At 70.5% G+C, this 18411-nt stretch carries 18 protein-coding genes and 1 riboswitch; of the genes, 10 read left to right on the top strand and 8 right to left on the bottom strand.

Going from position 1 to position 18411, the window contains the following annotated elements:
• The first annotated feature begins 48 nt into the window (after positions 1–48).
• Entirely contained in the window at positions 49–471 is a 423-nt protein-coding gene (locus EV382_RS23195; RefSeq protein WP_130409118.1) for a hypothetical protein, read from the top strand.
• A gap of 55 nt (positions 472–526) precedes the next feature.
• On the opposite strand, the gene EV382_RS23190 is transcribed toward EV382_RS23195, so the two are convergent.
• The 3 genes from EV382_RS23190 to EV382_RS23180 all read right to left on the bottom strand — a co-directional run bounded on the left by EV382_RS23190 (position 527) and on the right by EV382_RS23180 (position 2110).
• A complete protein-coding gene (locus EV382_RS23190; protein WP_130405120.1) occupies positions 527–1327 on the bottom strand; it encodes a hypothetical protein in 801 nt (266 codons plus the stop codon).
• A gap of 5 nt (positions 1328–1332) precedes the next feature.
• Entirely contained in the window at positions 1333–1785 is a 453-nt protein-coding gene (locus EV382_RS23185; RefSeq protein WP_130405118.1) for a hypothetical protein, read from the bottom strand.
• Positions 1786–1846: 61 nt separating this feature from the next.
• Positions 1847–2110, bottom strand: coding sequence for a hypothetical protein (locus EV382_RS23180; RefSeq protein ID WP_130405116.1), 264 nt, complete (start codon positions 2108–2110; stop codon positions 1847–1849).
• A 432-nt stretch (positions 2111–2542) separates the two neighbouring features.
• On the opposite strand from EV382_RS23180, the gene EV382_RS23175 reads away from it, so the two are divergent.
• Positions 2543–2998, top strand: coding sequence for a DoxX family protein (locus EV382_RS23175; protein ID WP_130405114.1), 456 nt, complete (start codon positions 2543–2545; stop codon positions 2996–2998).
• Positions 2999–3201: 203 nt separating this feature from the next.
• Here EV382_RS23175 and EV382_RS23170 read toward each other — a convergent pair whose 3' ends face one another.
• Positions 3202–3507 carry an ArsR/SmtB family transcription factor gene (locus tag EV382_RS23170; RefSeq protein WP_130405112.1) on the bottom strand — a complete coding sequence of 102 codons (306 nt, stop codon included), beginning with the start codon at positions 3505–3507 and terminating at the stop codon, positions 3202–3204.
• 91 nt (positions 3508–3598) lie between these two features.
• On the opposite strand from EV382_RS23170, the gene EV382_RS23165 reads away from it, so the two are divergent.
• The 4 genes from EV382_RS23165 (at position 3599) to paaN (ending at position 9091) form a co-directional block, all read left to right on the top strand.
• Positions 3599–4561: a DMT family transporter gene (locus EV382_RS23165; protein WP_130405110.1), complete on the top strand. Its 963-nt coding sequence runs from the start codon at positions 3599–3601 to the stop codon at positions 4559–4561.
• 67 nt (positions 4562–4628) lie between these two features.
• Positions 4629–4764, top strand: a riboswitch (SAM riboswitch).
• Between the two features lie 10 nt (positions 4765–4774).
• Positions 4775–6061 carry a threonine synthase gene (gene thrC / locus EV382_RS23160; protein WP_130405108.1) on the top strand — a complete coding sequence of 429 codons (1287 nt, stop codon included), beginning with the start codon at positions 4775–4777 and terminating at the stop codon, positions 6059–6061.
• A gap of 236 nt (positions 6062–6297) precedes the next feature.
• Complete coding sequence (locus tag EV382_RS23155; RefSeq protein WP_130405106.1) at positions 6298–7317, top strand: GNAT family N-acetyltransferase; 1020 nt, start codon at positions 6298–6300, stop codon at positions 7315–7317.
• 100 nt (positions 7318–7417) lie between these two features.
• A complete protein-coding gene (paaN, locus tag EV382_RS23150) occupies positions 7418–9091 on the top strand; it encodes a phenylacetic acid degradation protein PaaN (RefSeq protein WP_208758479.1) in 1674 nt (557 codons plus the stop codon).
• 165 nt (positions 9092–9256) lie between these two features.
• Here paaN and EV382_RS23145 read toward each other — a convergent pair whose 3' ends face one another.
• Complete coding sequence (locus tag EV382_RS23145; RefSeq protein WP_130405102.1) at positions 9257–9787, bottom strand: GNAT family N-acetyltransferase; 531 nt, start codon at positions 9785–9787, stop codon at positions 9257–9259.
• A 201-nt stretch (positions 9788–9988) separates the two neighbouring features.
• Here EV382_RS23145 and EV382_RS23140 point away from each other — a divergent pair, with 201 nt between their 5' ends.
• The 3 genes from EV382_RS23140 (at position 9989) to groL (ending at position 13141) form a co-directional block, all read left to right on the top strand.
• Positions 9989–10192: a cold-shock protein gene (locus EV382_RS23140; protein WP_130405100.1), complete on the top strand. Its 204-nt coding sequence runs from the start codon at positions 9989–9991 to the stop codon at positions 10190–10192.
• A 94-nt stretch (positions 10193–10286) separates the two neighbouring features.
• Entirely contained in the window at positions 10287–11246 is a 960-nt protein-coding gene (locus EV382_RS23135) for a hypothetical protein (RefSeq protein WP_130405098.1), read from the top strand.
• A 272-nt stretch (positions 11247–11518) separates the two neighbouring features.
• Positions 11519–13141 (top strand): chaperonin GroEL, encoded by a 1623-nt coding sequence (gene groL, locus EV382_RS23130; protein WP_124860372.1) that lies wholly within the window; start codon positions 11519–11521, stop codon positions 13139–13141.
• Positions 13142–13199: 58 nt separating this feature from the next.
• Here groL and EV382_RS23125 read toward each other — a convergent pair whose 3' ends face one another.
• From EV382_RS23125 to EV382_RS23115, 3 genes are all read right to left on the bottom strand, one after another.
• Positions 13200–13448, bottom strand: coding sequence for a hypothetical protein (locus tag EV382_RS23125; protein ID WP_130405096.1), 249 nt, complete (start codon positions 13446–13448; stop codon positions 13200–13202).
• A gap of 78 nt (positions 13449–13526) precedes the next feature.
• Positions 13527–14465 carry a GNAT family N-acetyltransferase gene (locus tag EV382_RS23120; RefSeq protein WP_130405094.1) on the bottom strand — a complete coding sequence of 313 codons (939 nt, stop codon included), beginning with the start codon at positions 14463–14465 and terminating at the stop codon, positions 13527–13529.
• Between the two features lie 78 nt (positions 14466–14543).
• On the bottom strand, positions 14544–17198 hold the full coding sequence (locus tag EV382_RS23115; protein ID WP_130405092.1) for a S8 family serine peptidase: 2655 nt from the start codon (positions 17196–17198) through the stop codon (positions 14544–14546).
• A gap of 141 nt (positions 17199–17339) precedes the next feature.
• Here EV382_RS23115 and EV382_RS23110 point away from each other — a divergent pair, with 141 nt between their 5' ends.
• A complete protein-coding gene (locus tag EV382_RS23110) occupies positions 17340–18365 on the top strand; it encodes an IS30 family transposase (protein WP_130399851.1) in 1026 nt (341 codons plus the stop codon).
• Positions 18366–18411 lie beyond the last annotated feature (46 nt).

Below are 18411 nucleotides of genomic sequence, written 5' to 3'. Positions count from 1 at the left end.
CGTAGCGGGCCAGGAGCAGGCTCGACGCCTGAGGAAAGCGGCTTGAAGATGATCAATCCAGACATGCCGGAGTACGTCCGGACCATGGTTCGAGGCGACTACGCGGCCAGCGTCGCTGTCGAGGCGAGGCTCGACGCGGCTGGCTGGGACGGCTTCCCTAGGTTCCTTGCCGCTCTGTTCTTCGTCGCGGTCGACCGACGATTCGGCGAAACCGCAGACCGGCCCGGCGTTATCAAATTTGTCGCAGACCTACGCGCCCAGTATGACGGTGGCCCTGAGATCCGAGCTGACGACGCCGAGTCATTGATCCTCTCGACCATCGACCCCTCGCTTGACTATTCGATCAGTCAGGAGATGATCGGACGGATCCAGGCGGCGACGGTCCAGAAGGTCTTCACTGACGAGGCTCTTGCTGACGCCGAGTTGGAGGCGCTCCTCGCGGAGGCAGCCCAACTCGCTTCGCGGAACTGAGGAATACCACCGACAGAACAACCCACTGTGGCTTCGTCAGAGAGTTGACGACCAGCTACGCCCGCAGTGCAGGCTGCGGTGGGGGCACCACCTTGTCGAGTTGTCGCTCCAAGCTCAGGGGGTCGTCGAAGAACTCGACATCGCTTACGGTCTGAAGCTCCGTCACGATTGCCGCTGGCCAGTCCCGCTTCGAGCCGGCCAAGGCGGCGATCCGGCGCTCCTTGGCGATCGTCGAGAGACCGAAGACGTGGTAGCAGTGCTCGGCCGCCTGGTCCGGGTCTCGCAAGCTGAGCGCCTGAACGTATGCCGCCTTGCCATCGTTGGTCACTCGCACCGTCACCGAGCGGGTACGACCGGATCCGAGCGGGATCGGCGCATCCCGTTGGAGGTGGCGAGTGCGACCGGCCCAGACGGTCACTCGATCGGCAACCCGATCGACGAACCTCATGCCCGCCTGTCGGGGTGCGAGCCACCGAAGCTGATCGGCCCGCAGGGATGCCTGGGCGACGGCAAGAATCAGGCGGCCCAGGTCATCGGCCGTGCCGAAGGTGGCAAGCTCACCCGGGACGGCATTGACCCCGTTGAGCCCAGCACCGCGGGTGATTTCTGCGAACGCCTCTGCTGCGCGACCGGCGAAGAGGTTAACGCCGGCCATCGCCAGCAGAGTGGCCGCCGTCGCGCGATCGCTGACCCGGAATCCGCTGCCCATCGGCTCGACCAGCACGCGCACGCCGTCGCCGTCGCCGTAGGTCAACGGCAGATCAACAAGCAGACCATCGCCGTACGGATGCGCGACAGTGTTGTCATTGGCGGCCCGCAGGACCGCGCCGATCACGGTCGTAGCGTCCACGATCATCCCCCTCACGGTTCTGACCAGCCGAAGTCGGTGCCGAACGTGATGAAGCATTCCGCAGCGAACGCTTCCAGGATCGCACGGTAGGTCCCAGGAGGCACCCGTGGTTGCAGCGGAACGAATGGGATGTCGTCAGGCTCGTAAGCGGCCTCCTCGCCCCCACCGGGCTCGACCCGGTGCTTGTGGGTGCCGGCAAACGGGCGGTGTGGCGTGTTGATGCACAATCGGCGAGCCGAGAACGCCAGCCGACCGTCACCGGCGAGGTACTGGAGTGCTGGCTCGCTGGGCTTCAGCTCGTTGATGAGTACTCGGAGTCGGCATGGGGCGAGCGCGGGGATCGAGGTGTGCACCCGGACCAAGCCCTCCCGTGTGACGTGGTTTCTCGTGGCCCAGGTGATGCGGCCGACGGTCACTGCTTCCGCCAGGGGCGACAACAGGGCACCCAGGTGGCCAGCCGTCATTAGCTGGGACCTCTGCTGACTCAAAACCTCGCCCTCCCCACTTGCGCTGTTCTGGCGGAGATCAGCCGAGCACGTTCATGTAGCTGCGAGCGGCTTGGGAACTGCCCTGGAGCAGGGTCATCGCCTCGACGAGACGCTGTTTGCTCTGCTCGCCACGCGCGATGGCCTCGGCGATGGTCGGGTGGCCGGTGCCAGCGGCGACCGCGCGTAGCCGGGCCAGCGTCTGTTCGGTCGCCTCGATGGCCGCGCGGATCTGCTGCTGAGTGCTGTTGCCCTGCTCGGCGGCCTGGGCGAGCGCGGCCTTGACTTCCTCAATGCTCGCCACATGGCCTCCCCGGCTGGTAGGCGAGACACTCTCGCTCCCTGTATTGGGCCGGACACTATCGGACACTGCCGTCTCGCCGCTGCCCCGAAAAGTCGCCACAGTCGGCAAGGTGATACCGCGTCGAAGATGCCGAACGCCGGGTTCCTCGGGTGGATGGATGAAGGGCTTGGGCCGGTCCTGTGGCGGAGGTGGCGTAGCGGGCTGCACCCACAGTGTGGGAGCGCGCCCACGGCGGTCGGCGCGGCTCGAATCTTTCTCTTTTCGCAGCTCAGGGACCTCGGTCGGCCCGCTGGCGAGGCTGCGAGCGCTCGACGCGGGCCCTGGACGCCGGTACATTCCGACCGGGGACTTTCCCACTAACAAGGAATTTATAAGCGTCGATACTTTCATGCCTCACATTGAAGAGATCCGTTTCCTTCGATGGAGGTACCGATGAACGTCTCTCGGCTCGGCGGGCCGATCCTGTCCCTGTTCCGCATCGTGATCGGTCTGCTGTTCGCGTTGCATGGCTTGACCTCGGTGTTCGGGTTGTTCGGCGGCAACCCGATGACCGGCCAAGCGGTGCCGGTCGGCACCTGGCCGGGCTGGTGGGCCGCCCTGATCCAGCTGGTCTGCGGCGCACTGGTGCTGGCTGGGCTCTTCACCCGACCCGCCGCTCTTCTCGCATCCGGCTCGATGGCGTACGCCTACTTCGTCGTGCACCAGCCCGATCATTTGCTGCCGTTGCGCAACGGTGGTGAGCTGTCGGCGCTCTTCTGCTGGTCATTCCTGCTGATCGCGGCCCTCGGCCCGGGTTCTTGGGCGCTCGACACGCTGCTCGCACGTCGCCGCGACGTTCAGTCCGCGCCGGCGGCGTCGATGGCCGAGAGCACCTCGATCGTTGTTTGACCGCACCCGTACTGCGTCGCCGGGGCCGCGACGAGGCGGCCCCGGCGACGCGCCCGGTCAGGGGTCGCCCCCGCCGCGCAGCGAAGCCCAACTCGGCGCTGATGTCGTAAACGATTCAGCTCTAAAGCGTGCGCGGTTGGCAGGTCCTACCTGCCCCGCAGCGGTGCCGGCGGCGACGCAGCGGGAGGGCCGAAGCGGGAGCGTCAGGCCGACGTGCGGGTGCCGAGGACCGCGTCCAGCAGGCCGGGGTAGAGCTTGTCCAGCTCGTCGCGGCGCAGCCGGACCAGTCGGCTGGTGCCGGCGGCCCGGGTGCGGGTCAGGCCCGCCTCGCGCAGCACCTTGAGGTGGTGACTGCGGGTCGCCTTGGAGACGCCGAAGTCGAAGCTGCCGCAGGCGGCCTCGCCGCCCTCGGCGAGCGCCCGGACGATCTGTAGCCGCACGTCGTCGGCGAGTGCGGCCAACACGCTGGTGACCGGTACGGCGGTCAGGTCGGGCTCGTGCGGCTCCATGTGAGCAGTGTAACCCTTGTTCGACAATATTCGAACAACACCCTATGGTCGGTGTCGTTGGTTCGATGATACTCGAACATTGGAGTTGCCGATGCGATCCCGCGCCACCGCGTACCCACTGGTCGCCGTGCTCGGTTGGGGCGTGATGTTCCCGATCCTGGCCAGCGCGCTCAACTGGGTCGACCCGCTCAACCTGACCACCGCGCGCTACCTGCTGGCCGTCGTCGTCCTGGTCGCCATCCTGCTGCTCCGCGAGGGTGCCGGCGCGCTGCGGCCTGGTGGCCGGGCCCGGGAGGTGGTGGTCCTCGGAGTGGTCGGCTTCGCCGGCTTCAACCTGCTCACCAGCCTTGCGCTCGAACACGCCGCCCCACAGCAGATCTCACTCTTCGTCGCCACCACCCCGGTGATCACCCAGCTCGTCCGTTGGGCCCGCGACGGCGTACGCCCGAAGCCCCTCCTGCTGGCCCTCTCCCTGGTGGCGCTCGTCGGAGTCGGCCTGGTGATCACGCGGGGGAGCCTGGCCGGGCTCGGCCAGTTCGGCCTCGGTGGGCTGATGATGATCGGCGCGGTGCTGGGTTGGGGCATCTACACCCACGGTGCCAGCCGGTTCGGCGAGTGGTCGCCGCTGCGCTTCACCACCCTGACCGCGCTCGCCGGCACGGTCGCCATGCTCGTCCTGAGCATCGGCGCCGACGCCGTCGGCTGGCAGCACGCACCGGGCGCCGCCGACCTCGCGGCGGTCGCCCCGCAGTTGGCGTACGCCGCGCTCGTGGGCGCCGTGATCGCGGTCCTGGCCTGGAACACCGGCGTGCAGCGACTCGGCGCCGCCAACGCCGCGCTGTTCATGAACCTGGTCCCGGTGATCACTTTCGCGGTGCAGATCGTCCGCGGCTACCGCCCCGAACCCGTCGAGCTGGTCGGGGCCGCCATCACGATCGCCGCCCTGATCGCCGCGAACCTGGCCGCCCGGCCCCGGAGCGCATCGCTGCCCCGGCCGAGCGCGGTAACGGACCCGATCGCGGTGACCGACCCCGTGGCCGTGAGCGCCCGGTGACCCACTCCCTGGGATCCGCCCTGGAGGCCGCGCCCGGCTTTGCCTAGACTCGACGGCACAACTGAATACCTCATCCAGAGGGGCTGAGGGATACGGCCCGACGACGCCCCGGCAACCACCCCGCGCGCTCACCGCTGAGCGACCCGCGGGGCAGGTGCCAATTCCGTCCCCGCCGCACCGTGCGATGCGGGGAAAGATGAGAGGACTCTCGACATGACGTCGACGCTCGTCCCCGCTGGCATCGACACCTCGGCCAGCCCCGCCCGCGCCCTGGTCTGCCGCGCCTGCTCGGCGCGCTACCCGCTCGCCGCCCAGCACGCCTGTTACGAGTGTTTCGGCCCGTTGGAGGTCGACTACGAGGCCGCCGCACTGGCCACCGTCACCCGCGAGCAGATCGAGGCCGGCCCGAACAACATCTGGCGGTACGCCGCCCTGCTCCCCGCCGGTCAGGACCCGGCCACCCGGGTCACCCTCGACCCGGGGCTGACCCCGTTGGTGGCGGCCCCGCACCTCGCCGCCGAGCTGGGCATCACCGCGCCGCTCTGGGTCAAGGACGACAGCGCCAACCCCACCCACTCGTTCAAGGACCGGGTCGTCTCGGTGGCGCTCACCGCCGCCAAGGCGCTCGGCTTCACCCGGTTCGCCTGCGCGTCGACCGGCAACCTGGCCAACTCGGTGGCCGCCCACGCCGCCCGCGCCGGGGTGCCCTCGGTGGTCTTCATCCCCAGCGACCTGGAGCAGGGCAAGGTCATCACCACCGCCGTCTACGGCGGCGAACTGGTCGCCATCGACGGCTCCTACGACGATGTCAACCGGCTCTGCGGCGAGCTGGTGGAGACGGACGAATTCGAGGACACCGCGTTCGTCAACGTGAACGTGCGGCCGTACTACGCGGAGGGCTCCAAGACCCTCGGCTACGAGGTGGCCGAGCAGCTCGGCTGGCGGATCCCGGCGCAGGTGGTCATTCCGATGGCCAGCGGCGAGCTGCTCACCAAGATTGACAAGGCGTTCTCCGAGCTGGTGGAGATCGGCCTGGTCGAGGCGCCAGCCGACGGCTGGAAGGTCTTCGGCGCGCAGTCCGCCGGCTGCAACCCGATCGCGACCGCCCTGCACGCCGACACCGACACGATCATCCCGGTCAAGCCGACCGGCATCGCCAAGTCACTCAACATCGGCGACCCGGCGGCCGGCCTCTACGCCCTGGAGGCGGTCCGCCGCACCGGCGGCTGGATGGAGTACGCCGACGACGACGAGATCCGCGCGGGCATCCGCGATCTGGCCCGCACCACCGGGGTCTTCGCCGAAACCGCAGGTGGGGTGACCGTGGCGGTGCTGCGCAAGCTGGTCGAGTCCGGTCGGCTCGACCCGACGGCGGAGACCGTCGTGTTCAACACCGGCGAGGGTCTGAAGACCATCGACGCAGTGGCCGGTCAGGTCGGGCCGACCCACCACATCAAGCCCTCGCTGCGCGCCGCCCGCGACGCCGGCCTCCTCGGCTGATCCGCCCGGTAACTGGGTTTTCGCTGTGAGTGTGGAAAACCCGCCGCTACGGACTTGACGGCAGGAACCGGACGGCGCAAGATGCTCCGTGCGGGAGGGCATTTCGCCGAAGACTTTTGAAGTTCTTGCGACCCAACGCCGGAGGCGTTGTGCGAGTGTCCCTCCCGACCACGTTCGATCGGGCCAGCGATTAATTCGCTGGCCCGATCGCTTTTCCGGGGTGCACGCTCACCGGTATGAGCATCACGATCGCGTCGTTCGACGGCGCTGACCGGGCGTCGGTCGACGAGGCGTACCGGATCGGGTCGGCGGCCAACGACGCCGATCTGCCGGACTTCCCGCCCTTCTGCCGGCGTCGCTTCGACGCCCTGTTCCACACGCCGATGCCCGGCACCCGGTCGCTCTGGGCGCTGGCCCGACTGGATGGCGTGCCGGCCGGCTACCTCCAACTGGACCTGCCGCAGCTCGACAACACCGACAACGCCACCGCCGAGCTGCTGGTGCATCCCGAGCTGCGGCGACGGGGGGTCGGCCGGGCCCTGCACGAGTACGGGGTGCGCCTGCTGCGCGCACACGGGCGCAAGCGGGTGGTGGCGATGGCCGTCTCCGCGCTGCCCGACGGGCCGGCCCGCAGCGTGGCCGGCGATGCGTTCGCCGCCGCGACCGGAGCCGAACCCGCCCTCGCCGAGGTGCGTCGCCGGCTCGACGTCGGCGCGATCGACCGGGTCGCGTTGCGGGCGGCGCTGGCCGAAGCCCGCCCGCGGGCCGAGGGCTACCACTCGGTCTGCTGGCAGGGGGCGATCCCACCGGAGTACGTCGCCGACGTCGCCTACCTCGACGGCCGGCTGCTGATCGACGCGCCCATGGGCGACGTGCAGTGGGAGCCGGAGCAGATCGACGCCGAACGCATCCGGGGCAACGAACGGGCGCTGGAGGCCCGGGGTCGGCGGCGCTACCACCTGGGGATCCGGCACGAGGAGTCCGGCCGGCTCGTCGCCTGGACCCTGCTGGACGTGGGCGCCGCCGCCGACTGGCACGCGTTCCAGCAGATCACCATCGTCGACCCGGCGCACCGGGGGCACCGGCTCGGCCTCATCGCCAAGGCGGAGAACCTGCACCATCTGCTCACCCACGAACCGGCGGTACAGGTGATCGACACCTGGAACGCGGCCAGCAACAGCTACATGGTGGCGATCAACGAACAGCTCGGCTTCCGTCCGGTGGACGCCTGGACCGACTGGCAGCTCACGCTCTGACGGGTATCGGCGCTACTGCTCGCGGACCTCTGTCATGCGTGCGCCGCTGCCGGGCATTCGCGCTACTGCTCGCGGACCTCTGTCATGCATGATGGCGGGCATGACGGAGACCCCGCATCCCCTGTACGACAGGCACGCCGACACCCTCAACCGCGCGCTGACCGCGATCACGGAGCGGGGCTACTGGTCCGCCTACCCGGAATCCCCCAGCCCCCGGGTGTACGGCGAGACCGCCGCCGCCGACGGTAAGGCCGCCTTCGAGGCGTACCTCGGTGGCGACTTTCCGCTCGACCAGCCCGGCAGCGGCGCACGGGTCGCGACCGAGACGAGCCCGTTCGGGTTGGAGTTGGCGGTGCGTTACCCGCACGCCGGCACCGGCGAGCTGGTCAGCGCCGCTTCCGCCGCGCTGCCGACGTGGCGCGACGCCGGCCCGCAGGCCCGGGTGGGCGTCTGCCTGGAGATCCTCGACCGGCTGCACAAGCACATCTTCGAGCTGGCCAACGCGGTGCAGTTCACCAGCGGGCAGGCATTCGTGATGGCCTTCCAGGCCGGCGGCGCGCACGCGCTGGACCGGGCGCTGGAAGCGCTGGCGTACGCGTACGCCGAGATGACCCGGCATCCGGGCACGGCGGGCTGGGAGAAGGCCGCCGGCAAGGGTGACCCGCTGCGGATGACCAAGACGTTCCACGTGGTGCCGCGTGGGGTGGCGCTGGTGATCGGGTGCAACACCTTCCCGACCTGGAACTCGTACCCCGGCCTGTTCGCCTCGCTGGTCACCGGCAACCCGGTGATCGTCAAGCCACACCCGCGCGCGGTGCTGCCGCTGGCCATCACCGTGAAGTACGCCCGGGAGGTGCTCGCCGAGGCCGGGTTCGACCCGAACCTGATCATGCTGGCGGCCGAGGCGCCCGGTGAGAAGCTCGCCAGCGACCTGGCCCTGCACCGCGCCGTCAAGATCGTCGACTTCACCGGCTCCACCGAATACGGCGACTGGTTGGAGACGCACGCCCGGCAGGCGTCGGTCTACACCGAGAAGGCCGGCCTCAACACCGTCGTCATCGACTCCACCGACGACTTCGCCGGCATGTGCCGCAACCTCGGTTTCACGCTGACCCTCTACAGCGGGCAGATGTGCACCACCTCGCAGAACATCCTCATCCCGGCCGGGGGCATCGAGACCGACCAGGGGCACAAGAGCTTCGACGAGGTGGCCGGCGGGATCGCCGCCGCCGTCGGCAAGCTCACCGCGGACCCGGCCCGGGGCGTGGAGCTGACCGGGGCCATCGTCAACGACGGTGTGCTGGAGCGGCTGGCCGAGGTGACGAAGGTCGGCGAGCCGGTGCTGGAGTCGCGGGCGGTGGCCCACCCGTCGTACGCCGACGCGGTGGTGCGTACCCCGACGATCGTGAAGCTGACCGCGGACGACGCGGAGACGTACGGCCGGGAGTGGTTCGGGCCGATCTCGTTCGCCATCGCGACCGACTCCACCGCGCACAGCCTGGAGTTGCTGCGCCGGACGGTCGGCGAGAAGGGCGCGCTCACCGCCGGGGTCTACTCGACCGACGAGGCGGTGCTGGACGCCGCCGAGGCGGTGGCGGTCGAGGTCGGGGTGCACCTGTCCTGCAACCTCACCGGCGGTGTCTTCGTCAACCAGTCGGCGGCGTTCTCCGACTTCCACGGCAGTGGGGCCAACGCGGCGGCCAACTCGGCCCTGACCGACGGCGCCTACGTGGCGAACCGGTTCCGGATCGTGCAGTCGCGGCGTCACGTGTAGTGGTTGCGGTTGGGGGTTTCCGGGGCAGCCCGACCCGCTCCGGGCGGTCAGGCTTGATCCCTGCGCGGGTCGGGCTGCCCCGGAAACCCTGACGTGGACCGGTTGTCGCTGACGCATCCGGCTTTGGGACATCACCGGGGTTCTGCCTTGGGTTGGTTCCCGGGTTTAGGCGGTTCTGCGCATCTGTAGTTCGGTCAGGGCGGGGATGGTGGGGTGGGGGACCCGTACGCCGGTGTCGGTGAAGCCCAGGCGCTGGTAGGCCCGGTAGGCGCGGTCGTTGCCGACCACCACCTCCAGCAGCAGCTCCGGTCGGCCGCAGTCGCGTGACCAGGCGGCCACGCCGTCGATCAGCTCGCCGAGCAGGCCGCTGCCCCGCCAGTTGGGCGTGACGTACACGGCGTAGATCACGGTCAGCCCGGGTTCGTTGGGAGCTGTGGTCCCGCCCGCGTGCCCGACCAGCCGGCCGCCGCCCAGGTCCGCGACGAACTGTCCGTTGTTCGGGCCGGCGGAGGTGTAGGCGACCCGCGCGGCGTACTCGTTGTGCGGTCGGGCTGCCGCGTCCGCCAGGGTCTCCAGGAAGGCCAGCGGTGCGTCGGCGAGCATCTCCAGGCGCAGCGCCCGCATCCGGGCGGCGTCCGCCGGCCGAACCCGGCGGATCTGCGCCTGCCGCAGGGGCGAGCCCGTGTCGGTGGTCATGTCGCATGCCTATCACAGGGGTGGGCTGCGGCTTGAAATATGCCTGATTTGTGGTCGTGCGCGGCCGTCACTCCTCGTGTAGCGTGCGATTTCGGTCACCTGTTCAATGGCGGTCATCGATCGCTGAATCGGTGGTCTGGGGCGCCCGGCTGCGCCGTGCGCCGGGTCAGGCAAGACCGCGCAGAGTGAGGGAAGTGCACCGTGGCACAGGGCACCGTGAAATGGTTCAACGCCGAAAAGGGCTACGGCTTCATCGCCGTCGACGGCGGTCAGGACGTGTTCGTCCACTTCTCCGCGATCGAGATGGACGGTTACAAGGCGCTGGACGACGGTCAGCGGGTCGAGTTCGAGATCGCCCAGGGCCAGAAGGGTCCGCAGGCGGAGCGGGTTCACGTCATCGGCTGACCTTCCTGGCCGAGCGGCCCCCGAGGCGGGGCTGCGGCAGGGGCGCGCAGCCGGGAAGATCGTGAACCGTTCCAGCCGATGCTGAGGAGCGTTCATGACCGACCAGTCACCCCCGCCGACTCCGCCCTTTGGGCCGGGTAGCCCCTACGGCGGGCCGCCGTGGTACCCGGGGCCGCCGTTCGGCTGGTACCCGCCCGGTTACGGGTTCGACCCGAACGACGCGCTGGTCACGCCGCCCGGTGCCGGCCTCGGCGGGTGGTTCAACCGGTGCGGGGGAGCGCTGCGCCGGGGCTGGCGGCAGTTGCTGCCGATCATGCTGCTCACCCAGGTGCTGCCAGCGGCGGTGTTCTCGGTGATCTCGCTCGGGCTGGACCCGACGGCGAAGTGGGCCGTCCAGACCGGGTCGAACCCGAGCCCCGCGCTGCCGGACAACTTCGTCGCCGATCTGCTGAGCCTCCTGGTCCTGCTGGTCGGCGGCAGCCTGGTGATCGGGTTGGTGCAGGCCGTCGGGTGGGCCGCCGGTAGCTGGGTGATCACGCGGCAGGCGGTCGGTCAGCCGGTCAGCCTGGAGTCGGCGCTGCGCTACGGCCTGCGTCGGGCGCTCGGGCTGTGGGGTTGGACGCTGCTGGTCAGCCTGCTGGTCGGCGTTGGCATCTGCTTCTGCGTGCTGCCGGGCATCTACCTGGCCTTCGCGTTGAGCATGGCCGGCCCGGTCTATCTCTTCGAGCGCAACAACCCGATCGGTCGGTCGTTTCGGATGTTCCACGACCGGCTCGGTCTGCTGCTCGGGCGGGTGGCTCTGGTGGTCCTGGCGGTGATCGTCGGCACCCTGATCCCCGGTGGCCTGGAAGGGGTCGTCACCTCCGCGCTCGGAACGGATCCGTTCGCCGCACCGGGCACCGCGGTCGTGGCGGTGGTGGTGATCGGGATCACCGCTCTGCTGGCCCTGCCCGCTCACCTCGCCCAGCTGATCGGCCTGCTGGTGACGTACGCCGAGCAGCGCGCCCATGAGGCGCCGGTGAACGCCGCGGGACTGGCCGCGGAACTCGGCTGAGCGGCGGCATCGTGCTTGCACTCGGCAGGGGAGAGTGCTAAACAAGTCATTGGCACTCGCATACCGTGAGTGCCAATGGTCGGGACGGTGGGGCCAGGTTGCACCGGCGTGGAGACGCCGGGGCAGCACATGGCCGGTCGTCGCGGGCTATCCGGCCCGGCCGAAGGACGTCGTCGTCGCCAGGTGGCGACGTCCCAAGGTGCGTACACCAGGCGGCCCATCCGGGGCACACATCTCGGGTGGCCCGTGAGTGTCCAGGAGGACAACGCCGTATGGCCAAGATGATCGCGTTCGACGAAGAGGCGCGCCGCGGCCTCGAGCGGGGCATGAACCAGCTCGCCGACGCCGTAAAGGTGACCCTCGGCCCCAAGGGCCGCAACGTCGTGCTCGAGAAGAAGTGGGGTGCCCCCACCATCACCAACGATGGTGTGAGCATCGCCAAGGAGATCGAGCTCGAGGACCCGTACGAGAAGATCGGCGCTGAGCTGGTCAAGGAGGTCGCCAAGAAGACCGACGACGTTGCCGGTGACGGCACGACGACGGCGACCGTCCTGGCCCAGGCCCTGGTTCGCGAGGGCCTGCGCAACGTGGCCGCCGGCGCCAACCCGATGGCCCTGAAGCGGGGCATCGAGGCTGCGGTCGCGAGCGTCTCGGAGGAGCTGTCCAAGCTCGCCAAGGACGTCGAGACCAAGGAGCAGATCGCCTCCACCGCCTCCATCTCTGCTGGCGACAGCACCGTCGGCGAGATCATCGCCGAGGCGATGGACAAGGTCGGCAAGGAAGGCGTCATCACCGTCGAGGAGAGCAACACCTTCGGGCTGGAGCTGGAGCTCACCGAGGGTATGCGCTTCGACAAGGGCTACATCTCGGCCTACTTCATGACCGACCCGGAGCGTATGGAGGCCGTCTTCGACGACCCGTACATCCTGATCGCCAACAGCAAGATCTCGTCGGTGAAGGACCTGCTCCCGATCCTGGAGAAGGTCATGCAGTCGGGCAAGCCGCTGCTGATCATCGCCGAGGACCTGGAGGGCGAGGCGCTCGCCACCCTGGTGGTCAACAAGGTCCGTGGCACCTTCAAGTCGGTCGCCGTCAAGGCGCCGGGCTTCGGTGACCGCCGCAAGGCCATGCTGACCGACATCGCCATCCTCGCCGGTGGCCAGGTCATCAGCGAGGAGGTCGGCCTCAAGCTCGACGCCGCCAGCCTCGACATGCTGGGCCGCGCCCGCAAGGTCGTGGTGACCAAGGACGAGACCACCATCGTCGACGGTGCCGGTGACGCCGAGCAGATCCAGGGCCGGGTCAACCAGATCCGGGCCGAGATCGACAAGAGCGACTCCGACTACGACCGGGAGAAGCTGCAGGAGCGGCTGGCCAAGCTGGCCGGCGGCGTTGCGGTCATCAAGGTCGGCGCGGCCACCGAGGTCGAGCTCAAGGAGCGCAAGCACCGCATCGAGGACGCCGTTCGCAACGCGAAGGCGGCCGTCGAGGAGGGCATCGTCCCGGGTGGTGGCGTCGCGCTGGTGCAGGCCGGCAAGACCGCCTTCGACAAGCTCGACCTGGTCGGCGACGAGGCGACCGGTGCGAACATCGTCAAGGTCGCGCTGGACGCCCCGCTGCGGCAGATCGCCGTCAACGCCGGCCTTGAGGGCGGCGTTGTGGTGGAGAAGGTCCGCAACATCGAAGCGGGTCACGGTCTCAACGCCGCCAACGGCGAGTATGTCGACCTGCTGGCCGCGGGCATCATCGACCCGGCCAAGGTGACGCGCTCGGCGCTGCAGAACGCCGCCTCCATCGCGGCGCTCTTCCTCACCACCGAGGCTGTTGTCGCGGACAAGCCGGAGAAGACCCCGGCTGCCCCGGCTGGCCCGGGTGGCGGGGACATGGACTTCTGAGTCCAGTTCCGACACACCGAACGGGGCGGGCCGCTGACGCGGTCCGCCCCGTTCGTCGTCAGGTCGGCAGGGGGCGCTGGTTGCGCCGTTTCTGTGCCCGGTCGTACGGCGGAAGCAGTTGGATCGGCGCGTCCACCATCTCCTGCGGCTCATCGGCCGCCGCCGACTCACCGTCGGTGGTCATCTCGGCCAGTTGCTCGGCGTCGCCGTAGTCGAGCCGGTCGAACGGCAGCTGGCCGGGGAGCTCGCCGACCGGTTTCCAGGTGATCGGCGGGCCGTCCTCGGTCTGGTTGTCATCCGTGGTCATGGCTGCCTCCTCTACCGAAACGGTAGGGGGCGTCGATGGCCGCTGCGGGCAAACGGATCTACGTCCTGTTTGCCCCGGTTACGCCTTCGGTAGGGTGCGCCGGTACAGGAAGAAGACCCGTTCGATCCGCGCACCCGCGCTGCCCGAATAGAACGGCACCGGACCCACCCAGCCGATCTGTGCCCGGTCCAGCCCCGCCGCCCGCTGGTCGCGCAGGCAGCGCCGCAACAGCACCCCGCCGATGCCCGACCCCTCCGCGGCCGGCGCGGTGCCCATCGGCCCGAACCAACTCGGCCGGGACGACCCGTACGCGGCGAAGCCGAGCACCTCGCCGTCCCGCTCCGCCAGGTGGCAACCGACGTCGGCGCGCCCCACCGATCCGGCCAACTCGCCATCCCACGTGCCACCGAAGGTGGACCGGGCGAACGCCGTCAGCGCCGGCAGGTCCGTCGGCTCCGCCCGCCGAACGGTGACGCCCTGATCGGCCAGCCGCCGCTCCGCCGCCTCGGTGGACCGCAGCGCCGGCGACCCGTCGTACGACAGGTCCGCGGTCATGTTCCAGGCGGTCCGGTCCTGCTGGTAGCCGAGCGCGAGGGCCGCGCAGACCGCCGGGGTGTAGCGGACGTCGATGCCCGGCCACGCGTAGTACGGCGGATTCCCGGCCAACAGCACCTCGGTCGCCCCGCGCTCGGCGAGCACCTGCTCGGCCCGCTGGAGCAGCGCCCGGCCGATGCCCCGACGGCGTTGATCCGCACGGACCGCGACCAGGTCCACGTGCCCGATCCCCGGCTCGGCCGACGACATCGAGCAGAGCAGCACCCCGACCAGGTCCGCACCCCGGTACGCGCCCAGCCCGACCACCGGCCGGTCGGCGGCGGCGGCCCGGGGCCAGAGCACGTCCACGATGGCTGCCGCTTCGGCGGCGTCCTCGGGCAGGTCCAGCGCCTGCTGGCAGAGCTGCACGACGCTGGGGACCAGGTCGGCGGTCAGCTCGGTGAGGGTGATCTCGGCGTCCATGGTCGCCGACCCTAGATCACCGGGGGTCGGGTCGCACCCCCGCTCGCGCGGCGTCGATCACTGCTTCTGCTGGGGCGATCATTGCTGGGCGGCGCGAACGGCGGCGTAGGCGTCCACCTGGCCGGCACCTGTCACGTTCGACGGGGTGCCGCAGGCGTCGGACGGATTGCGGGAACGGTAGGTGGGCGTCGCCGCCGTGGCGGTGTCCCGGAGGATCTGCCGGGTCCGGTTCACGTCACCGACCAGCGCCGGGTTCGCCGACCACATCAGCGCGACCACCCCGGCCACCTGCGGGGTCGCCATCGACGTGCCGTCCAACGCGGCGTACGTGCCGCCCGGCATGGCCGACACCACGCCCACCCCCGGCGCCAGCACGTCGGGCTTCCCTGAGCCGCCCGGCACCGGCCCCCGCGAGGAGAACTCGGCGACCCTCCGCTGGTTGTCCACCGCGCCCACGGTCAGCACGTCCGGGTACGGCGCCGGCGGATCGTCGATCGACGCGCACCACGGGCCGGTGTTGCCGGCCGCGGCGACCACGAAGATCCCGGCGGCGTCCAGCGCGGCAGTGGCCGGCCGCAGGACGCGCTGGTCGCAACCCTCGATGGGCGGGCAGCCCCACGAGTTGGTCAGCACCTGCGGGGCGCGCTCCGGACGGCCGTCGGTGAACGGGTCGCCGCCAGCCGGAAAGGGCGCCAACATGAACTGGAGGCAGTCCAGGTAGTGCCCGGGGCTGCCGAGGTTGCGGTCCAGGTTCACGCAGCCCACCCACTGCGCGTCCGGGGCCACCCCGATGCCGTCGCGCCCGACCGCGCTGCCCACCGTGTGGGTGCCGTGCCCACCCTGGTCGGTCGGGCTCCGGGTGCCGTCCCACGGGTCGTACCAGGAGTCGTCGCCCCCACGGAACCCGGCCTGTAGCGCCGGATGGGTGCCGTCCACCCCGGAGTCGGAGCTGCCCACCACGATGCCCGCGCCGGTGACCCGGAGTTGGGACCACACCCGGTCCGCGCCGATCTGGCGGATGTTCCACTCCGGGCCGGTGGGCCTGGGTGCGCTGCCCCGGCTCTGCCCGGCCGGGGCCGGTAGCGGGCGCAGACGCTGGCTGACCAGCACCCGGGCCACCTCCGGTCGGCGGGCGAGCCAGGCCCGCACCGCCGGCCCGCCGTCCACCTCGACGGCGTTGACCAGGTAGTACGACACCGGGTCGAGTCGAAGCCGGTTCACCTCGCGGAGCAGGTCGCCCTGGCTCTGCTCGGCGGTCGTCACGAGTCGCCGGTAGACCTCCGTCGCGCGGGCGTCCCGGCCGGCCCGGCCCGGCGTACCGGCCGGAAGGCCGCTCAGGTCGGCCTGCGCGCGCAACACCACGAACAGTCGCTCGCCGTACAGGCCCGGGTGCCCGGGGCCGAGGTCGACCACGCCGAACGCCACCAGCAGTACCACTGCCGCCACCGCGGCCACCCGCCTGTTCGGGGTACGTGCCGTCGGCCGGGCGAGCAGCACCGCGTACCCGATGGCGACCAGGACCGCGACGGCGAGCCCGACGCCGGCGGTGGCCGCCACCCAGAACGGAACGTCGCGGGTGTCGACCAGCAGCAGGGTGATCTCTTCCGGGTCGGTGAAGGCCAGCGGGCCGAGCGCGGCGAGGCCCACGAGCCAGCCGGTCGCGGTTCGGCCGGCGCGCGCGGCCTCGGCCTGGTCGGTGGTGGGCCGCCAGGCCGCCGCCCAGAGCGCGGCCAGCGCGAAACCCACCGGCGGCAGGGTCAGCAGCGCGGGCAACTGCGCGCCGGCCTGGCCGGTGCCGGCCGCGAGCAGCAGCAGCGCCACCCCGGCCACCAGACCGCCGACCAGCACCAGCCGAGCCGGCCGGGGCGGTCGCCCGAGGGCGAACCGGGACCAGAAGGGGGCATCCAGCAGAGTCGCGGCCAGCACCCCGAGCGCGGCCGCCGCCAGCACCGCGAGCACGGTCTCCAGGAGGCCGCCGAGCGCGCCCAACCAGGCCCACGGCAGCAGCAACGCCAACCCGGCGGCCACCGCGAGCAGCGGCACCGGGCCGAGCCGGCGCAGGCGTCGCCCGACCAGCGCCGGCTCTCCGACAACCTCGGGCCGCGCGGTGTCGCCGTTCGCGGTGGCCTCCGGCCGGGCGGTGGTCTCGGGCCGCGTGGCGTCGCTGTTCGCGGTGGTCTCGGGCCGCGTGGCGTCGCTGTTCGCGGTGGTCTCGGGCCGCGTGGCGTCGCCGTGCCCGGTGGCCTCGGGTCGCGCGGTGTCGCCGTTCCCGGCGGGTGCCGGGCCGCCGACCGCGCCGACCGGCCCGGGGTACGCCGACCCGCGCGCCGACCAGCGCACGGCGAGCGCGCAGAGGACCGCCACGCAGGTCAGCGCGGCGAGGTACGCCTCGTGGTGCACCTGCGGCACGATCCGCAGCAGCGTGAGCACACCGAGAGCGAGTGCCCCGATCAGCCAGGCCCGCCCGGTGGCCCGGACCGCGAGCGACCGGGGCAGGACGGCCAGCAGCAGGGCGGGCGTGCCCACCAGTACGACGGTGACCAGGCCGAGCACCGGCCAGAGCCAGCCGATCCGGTCGCGCCCGAAGCCCAGCAGCAGCTGATCGGTGAGCCAGCCCCCGGTCTGGGTGCCCACGGTGACCGCAACCGTCCAGAAGCCAGCCAACACGGCCGCGACCACCGGCCAGGGAGAATTGCGAGCGCTGATTCCGGGGTACGCGGGCTGACCATGCATCCGAGAACCTTACGACCACGGTGAACGGTTTCGAACCGACTGCCACGTTGAAGAACCGTCGAGATCTTGGACAGTTTCCGTTAGCAGGGCGGGCTCAACCGGTGGTTGCAACACCCTTCGGTGATTGTCGTTGGGGTGGTTATGGCGTCGAGGTTGAGCCCGCTGGAGCGGGAGCAGATTGGGTTGGGTCGGGCTGCGGGTGAGTCGTTGCGGTCGATCGCGCGAAGGTTGGGGCGGTCGGTGTCGACGATCTCGCGGGAGGTGGGTCGGTTCGAGCGCTATGGGCAGCGGTATCAGCCGTTGATGGCGCAGTGGGCGTCGTTTCTGCGGCATAACCGGTCCGGGCGGGTGCCGCGGTTGGCTGTTGACGGGCCGTTGCGTCAGGTGGTGCTGGATATGCTGCGACGACGTCGTTCGCCGCAGCAGATCAGTGCCCGGCTGCGGACGCAGTTCCCGGACACGCCGGAGATGTGGGTGTCGCACGAGACGATTTACCAGGCGATCTACCTGCAGGCGCGGGGCAATCTGCGTGCGGACTTGACGCGGCAGATGGCGTTGCGCTCGGGTCGGGCCGCCCGCCGCCGCCGGCCGGCGAGCGCCGGGGCGGTGCGTTCAGCTAGGCCCTGGGTGAACCTGCGCATCGCTGACCGGCCAGCCGAGGTCGCTGACCGGGCGGTGCCGGGGCATTGGGAGGGTGACCTGCTCGAAGGGGTCCGTCGGGGTGGGCGCGGTGGTTCCGCGATCGCCACGTTGGTGGAACGCGCTACCCGGTTCGTGATCCTGGTCGGGCTGCCCGAGGGCAAGGTCTCCGAACACGTCGTGTCCCAGCTGGCCACCGCGATGACCTGGCTCCCACAACGGTTGAGGGCCTCGCTGACCTGGGACCAGGGCGTCGAGATGGCCCGCCACCGTGACTTCACCATCGCCACCGACTGCCCGGTCTACTTCTGCGACCCCCACAGCCCCTGGCAACGCGGCAGCAACGAGAACACCAACGGGCTGCTGCGCCAGTACTTCCCCAAGGGCCAATTCGACTTCACCACCATCGACCAGGCCGGCCTCGACCACGTCGCCGACGAACTCAACGACCGCCCCCGCATGACCCTGGGCTGGGCCACCCCAGGTGAGAAGATGACCCAGCTACTCGGTGTTGCAACCACCGGTTGAGCCCGCCCAGCTAACGGAAACTGTCCAAGATCTCCGTGGGGCGGTG

Source organism: Micromonospora violae (assembly GCF_004217135.1).
Classification (GTDB): Bacteria; Actinomycetota; Actinomycetes; order Mycobacteriales; family Micromonosporaceae; genus Micromonospora; species Micromonospora violae.
The sequence above is the reverse complement of the archived record's forward strand: the minus strand, read 5'-3'. Positions and strand labels throughout refer to the sequence as shown.

What these genes read in the sequence shown, in the direction of transcription:
- thrC (WP_130405108.1), top strand. Translation starts at nt 4,775, where the DNA reads ATGACGTCGACGCTCGTCCCCGCTGGCATCGACACCTCGGCCAGCCCC.
- EV382_RS23195 (WP_130409118.1), top strand. Translation starts at nt 49, where the DNA reads ATGATCAATCCAGACATGCCGGAGTACGTCCGGACCATGGTTCGAGGC.
- groL (WP_124860372.1), top strand. Translation starts at nt 11,519, where the DNA reads ATGGCCAAGATGATCGCGTTCGACGAAGAGGCGCGCCGCGGCCTCGAG.
- EV382_RS23135 (WP_130405098.1), top strand. Translation starts at nt 10,287, where the DNA reads ATGACCGACCAGTCACCCCCGCCGACTCCGCCCTTTGGGCCGGGTAGC.
- EV382_RS23110 (WP_130399851.1), top strand. Translation starts at nt 17,340, where the DNA reads ATGGCGTCGAGGTTGAGCCCGCTGGAGCGGGAGCAGATTGGGTTGGGT.
- EV382_RS23170 (WP_130405112.1), bottom strand. Translation starts at nt 3,507, where the DNA reads ATGGAGCCGCACGAGCCCGACCTGACCGCCGTACCGGTCACCAGCGTG.
- EV382_RS23115 (WP_130405092.1), bottom strand. Translation starts at nt 17,198, where the DNA reads ATGCATGGTCAGCCCGCGTACCCCGGAATCAGCGCTCGCAATTCTCCC.
- EV382_RS23145 (WP_130405102.1), bottom strand. Translation starts at nt 9,787, where the DNA reads ATGACCACCGACACGGGCTCGCCCCTGCGGCAGGCGCAGATCCGCCGG.
- EV382_RS23125 (WP_130405096.1), bottom strand. Translation starts at nt 13,448, where the DNA reads ATGACCACGGATGACAACCAGACCGAGGACGGCCCGCCGATCACCTGG.
- EV382_RS23185 (WP_130405118.1), bottom strand. Translation starts at nt 1,785, where the DNA reads ATGACGGCTGGCCACCTGGGTGCCCTGTTGTCGCCCCTGGCGGAAGCA.
- EV382_RS23175 (WP_130405114.1), top strand. Translation starts at nt 2,543, where the DNA reads ATGAACGTCTCTCGGCTCGGCGGGCCGATCCTGTCCCTGTTCCGCATC.
- EV382_RS23190 (WP_130405120.1), bottom strand. Translation starts at nt 1,327, where the DNA reads ATGATCGTGGACGCTACGACCGTGATCGGCGCGGTCCTGCGGGCCGCC.
- EV382_RS23155 (WP_130405106.1), top strand. Translation starts at nt 6,298, where the DNA reads ATGAGCATCACGATCGCGTCGTTCGACGGCGCTGACCGGGCGTCGGTC.
- paaN (WP_208758479.1), top strand. Translation starts at nt 7,418, where the DNA reads ATGACGGAGACCCCGCATCCCCTGTACGACAGGCACGCCGACACCCTC.
- EV382_RS23120 (WP_130405094.1), bottom strand. Translation starts at nt 14,465, where the DNA reads ATGGACGCCGAGATCACCCTCACCGAGCTGACCGCCGACCTGGTCCCC.
- EV382_RS23165 (WP_130405110.1), top strand. Translation starts at nt 3,599, where the DNA reads ATGCGATCCCGCGCCACCGCGTACCCACTGGTCGCCGTGCTCGGTTGG.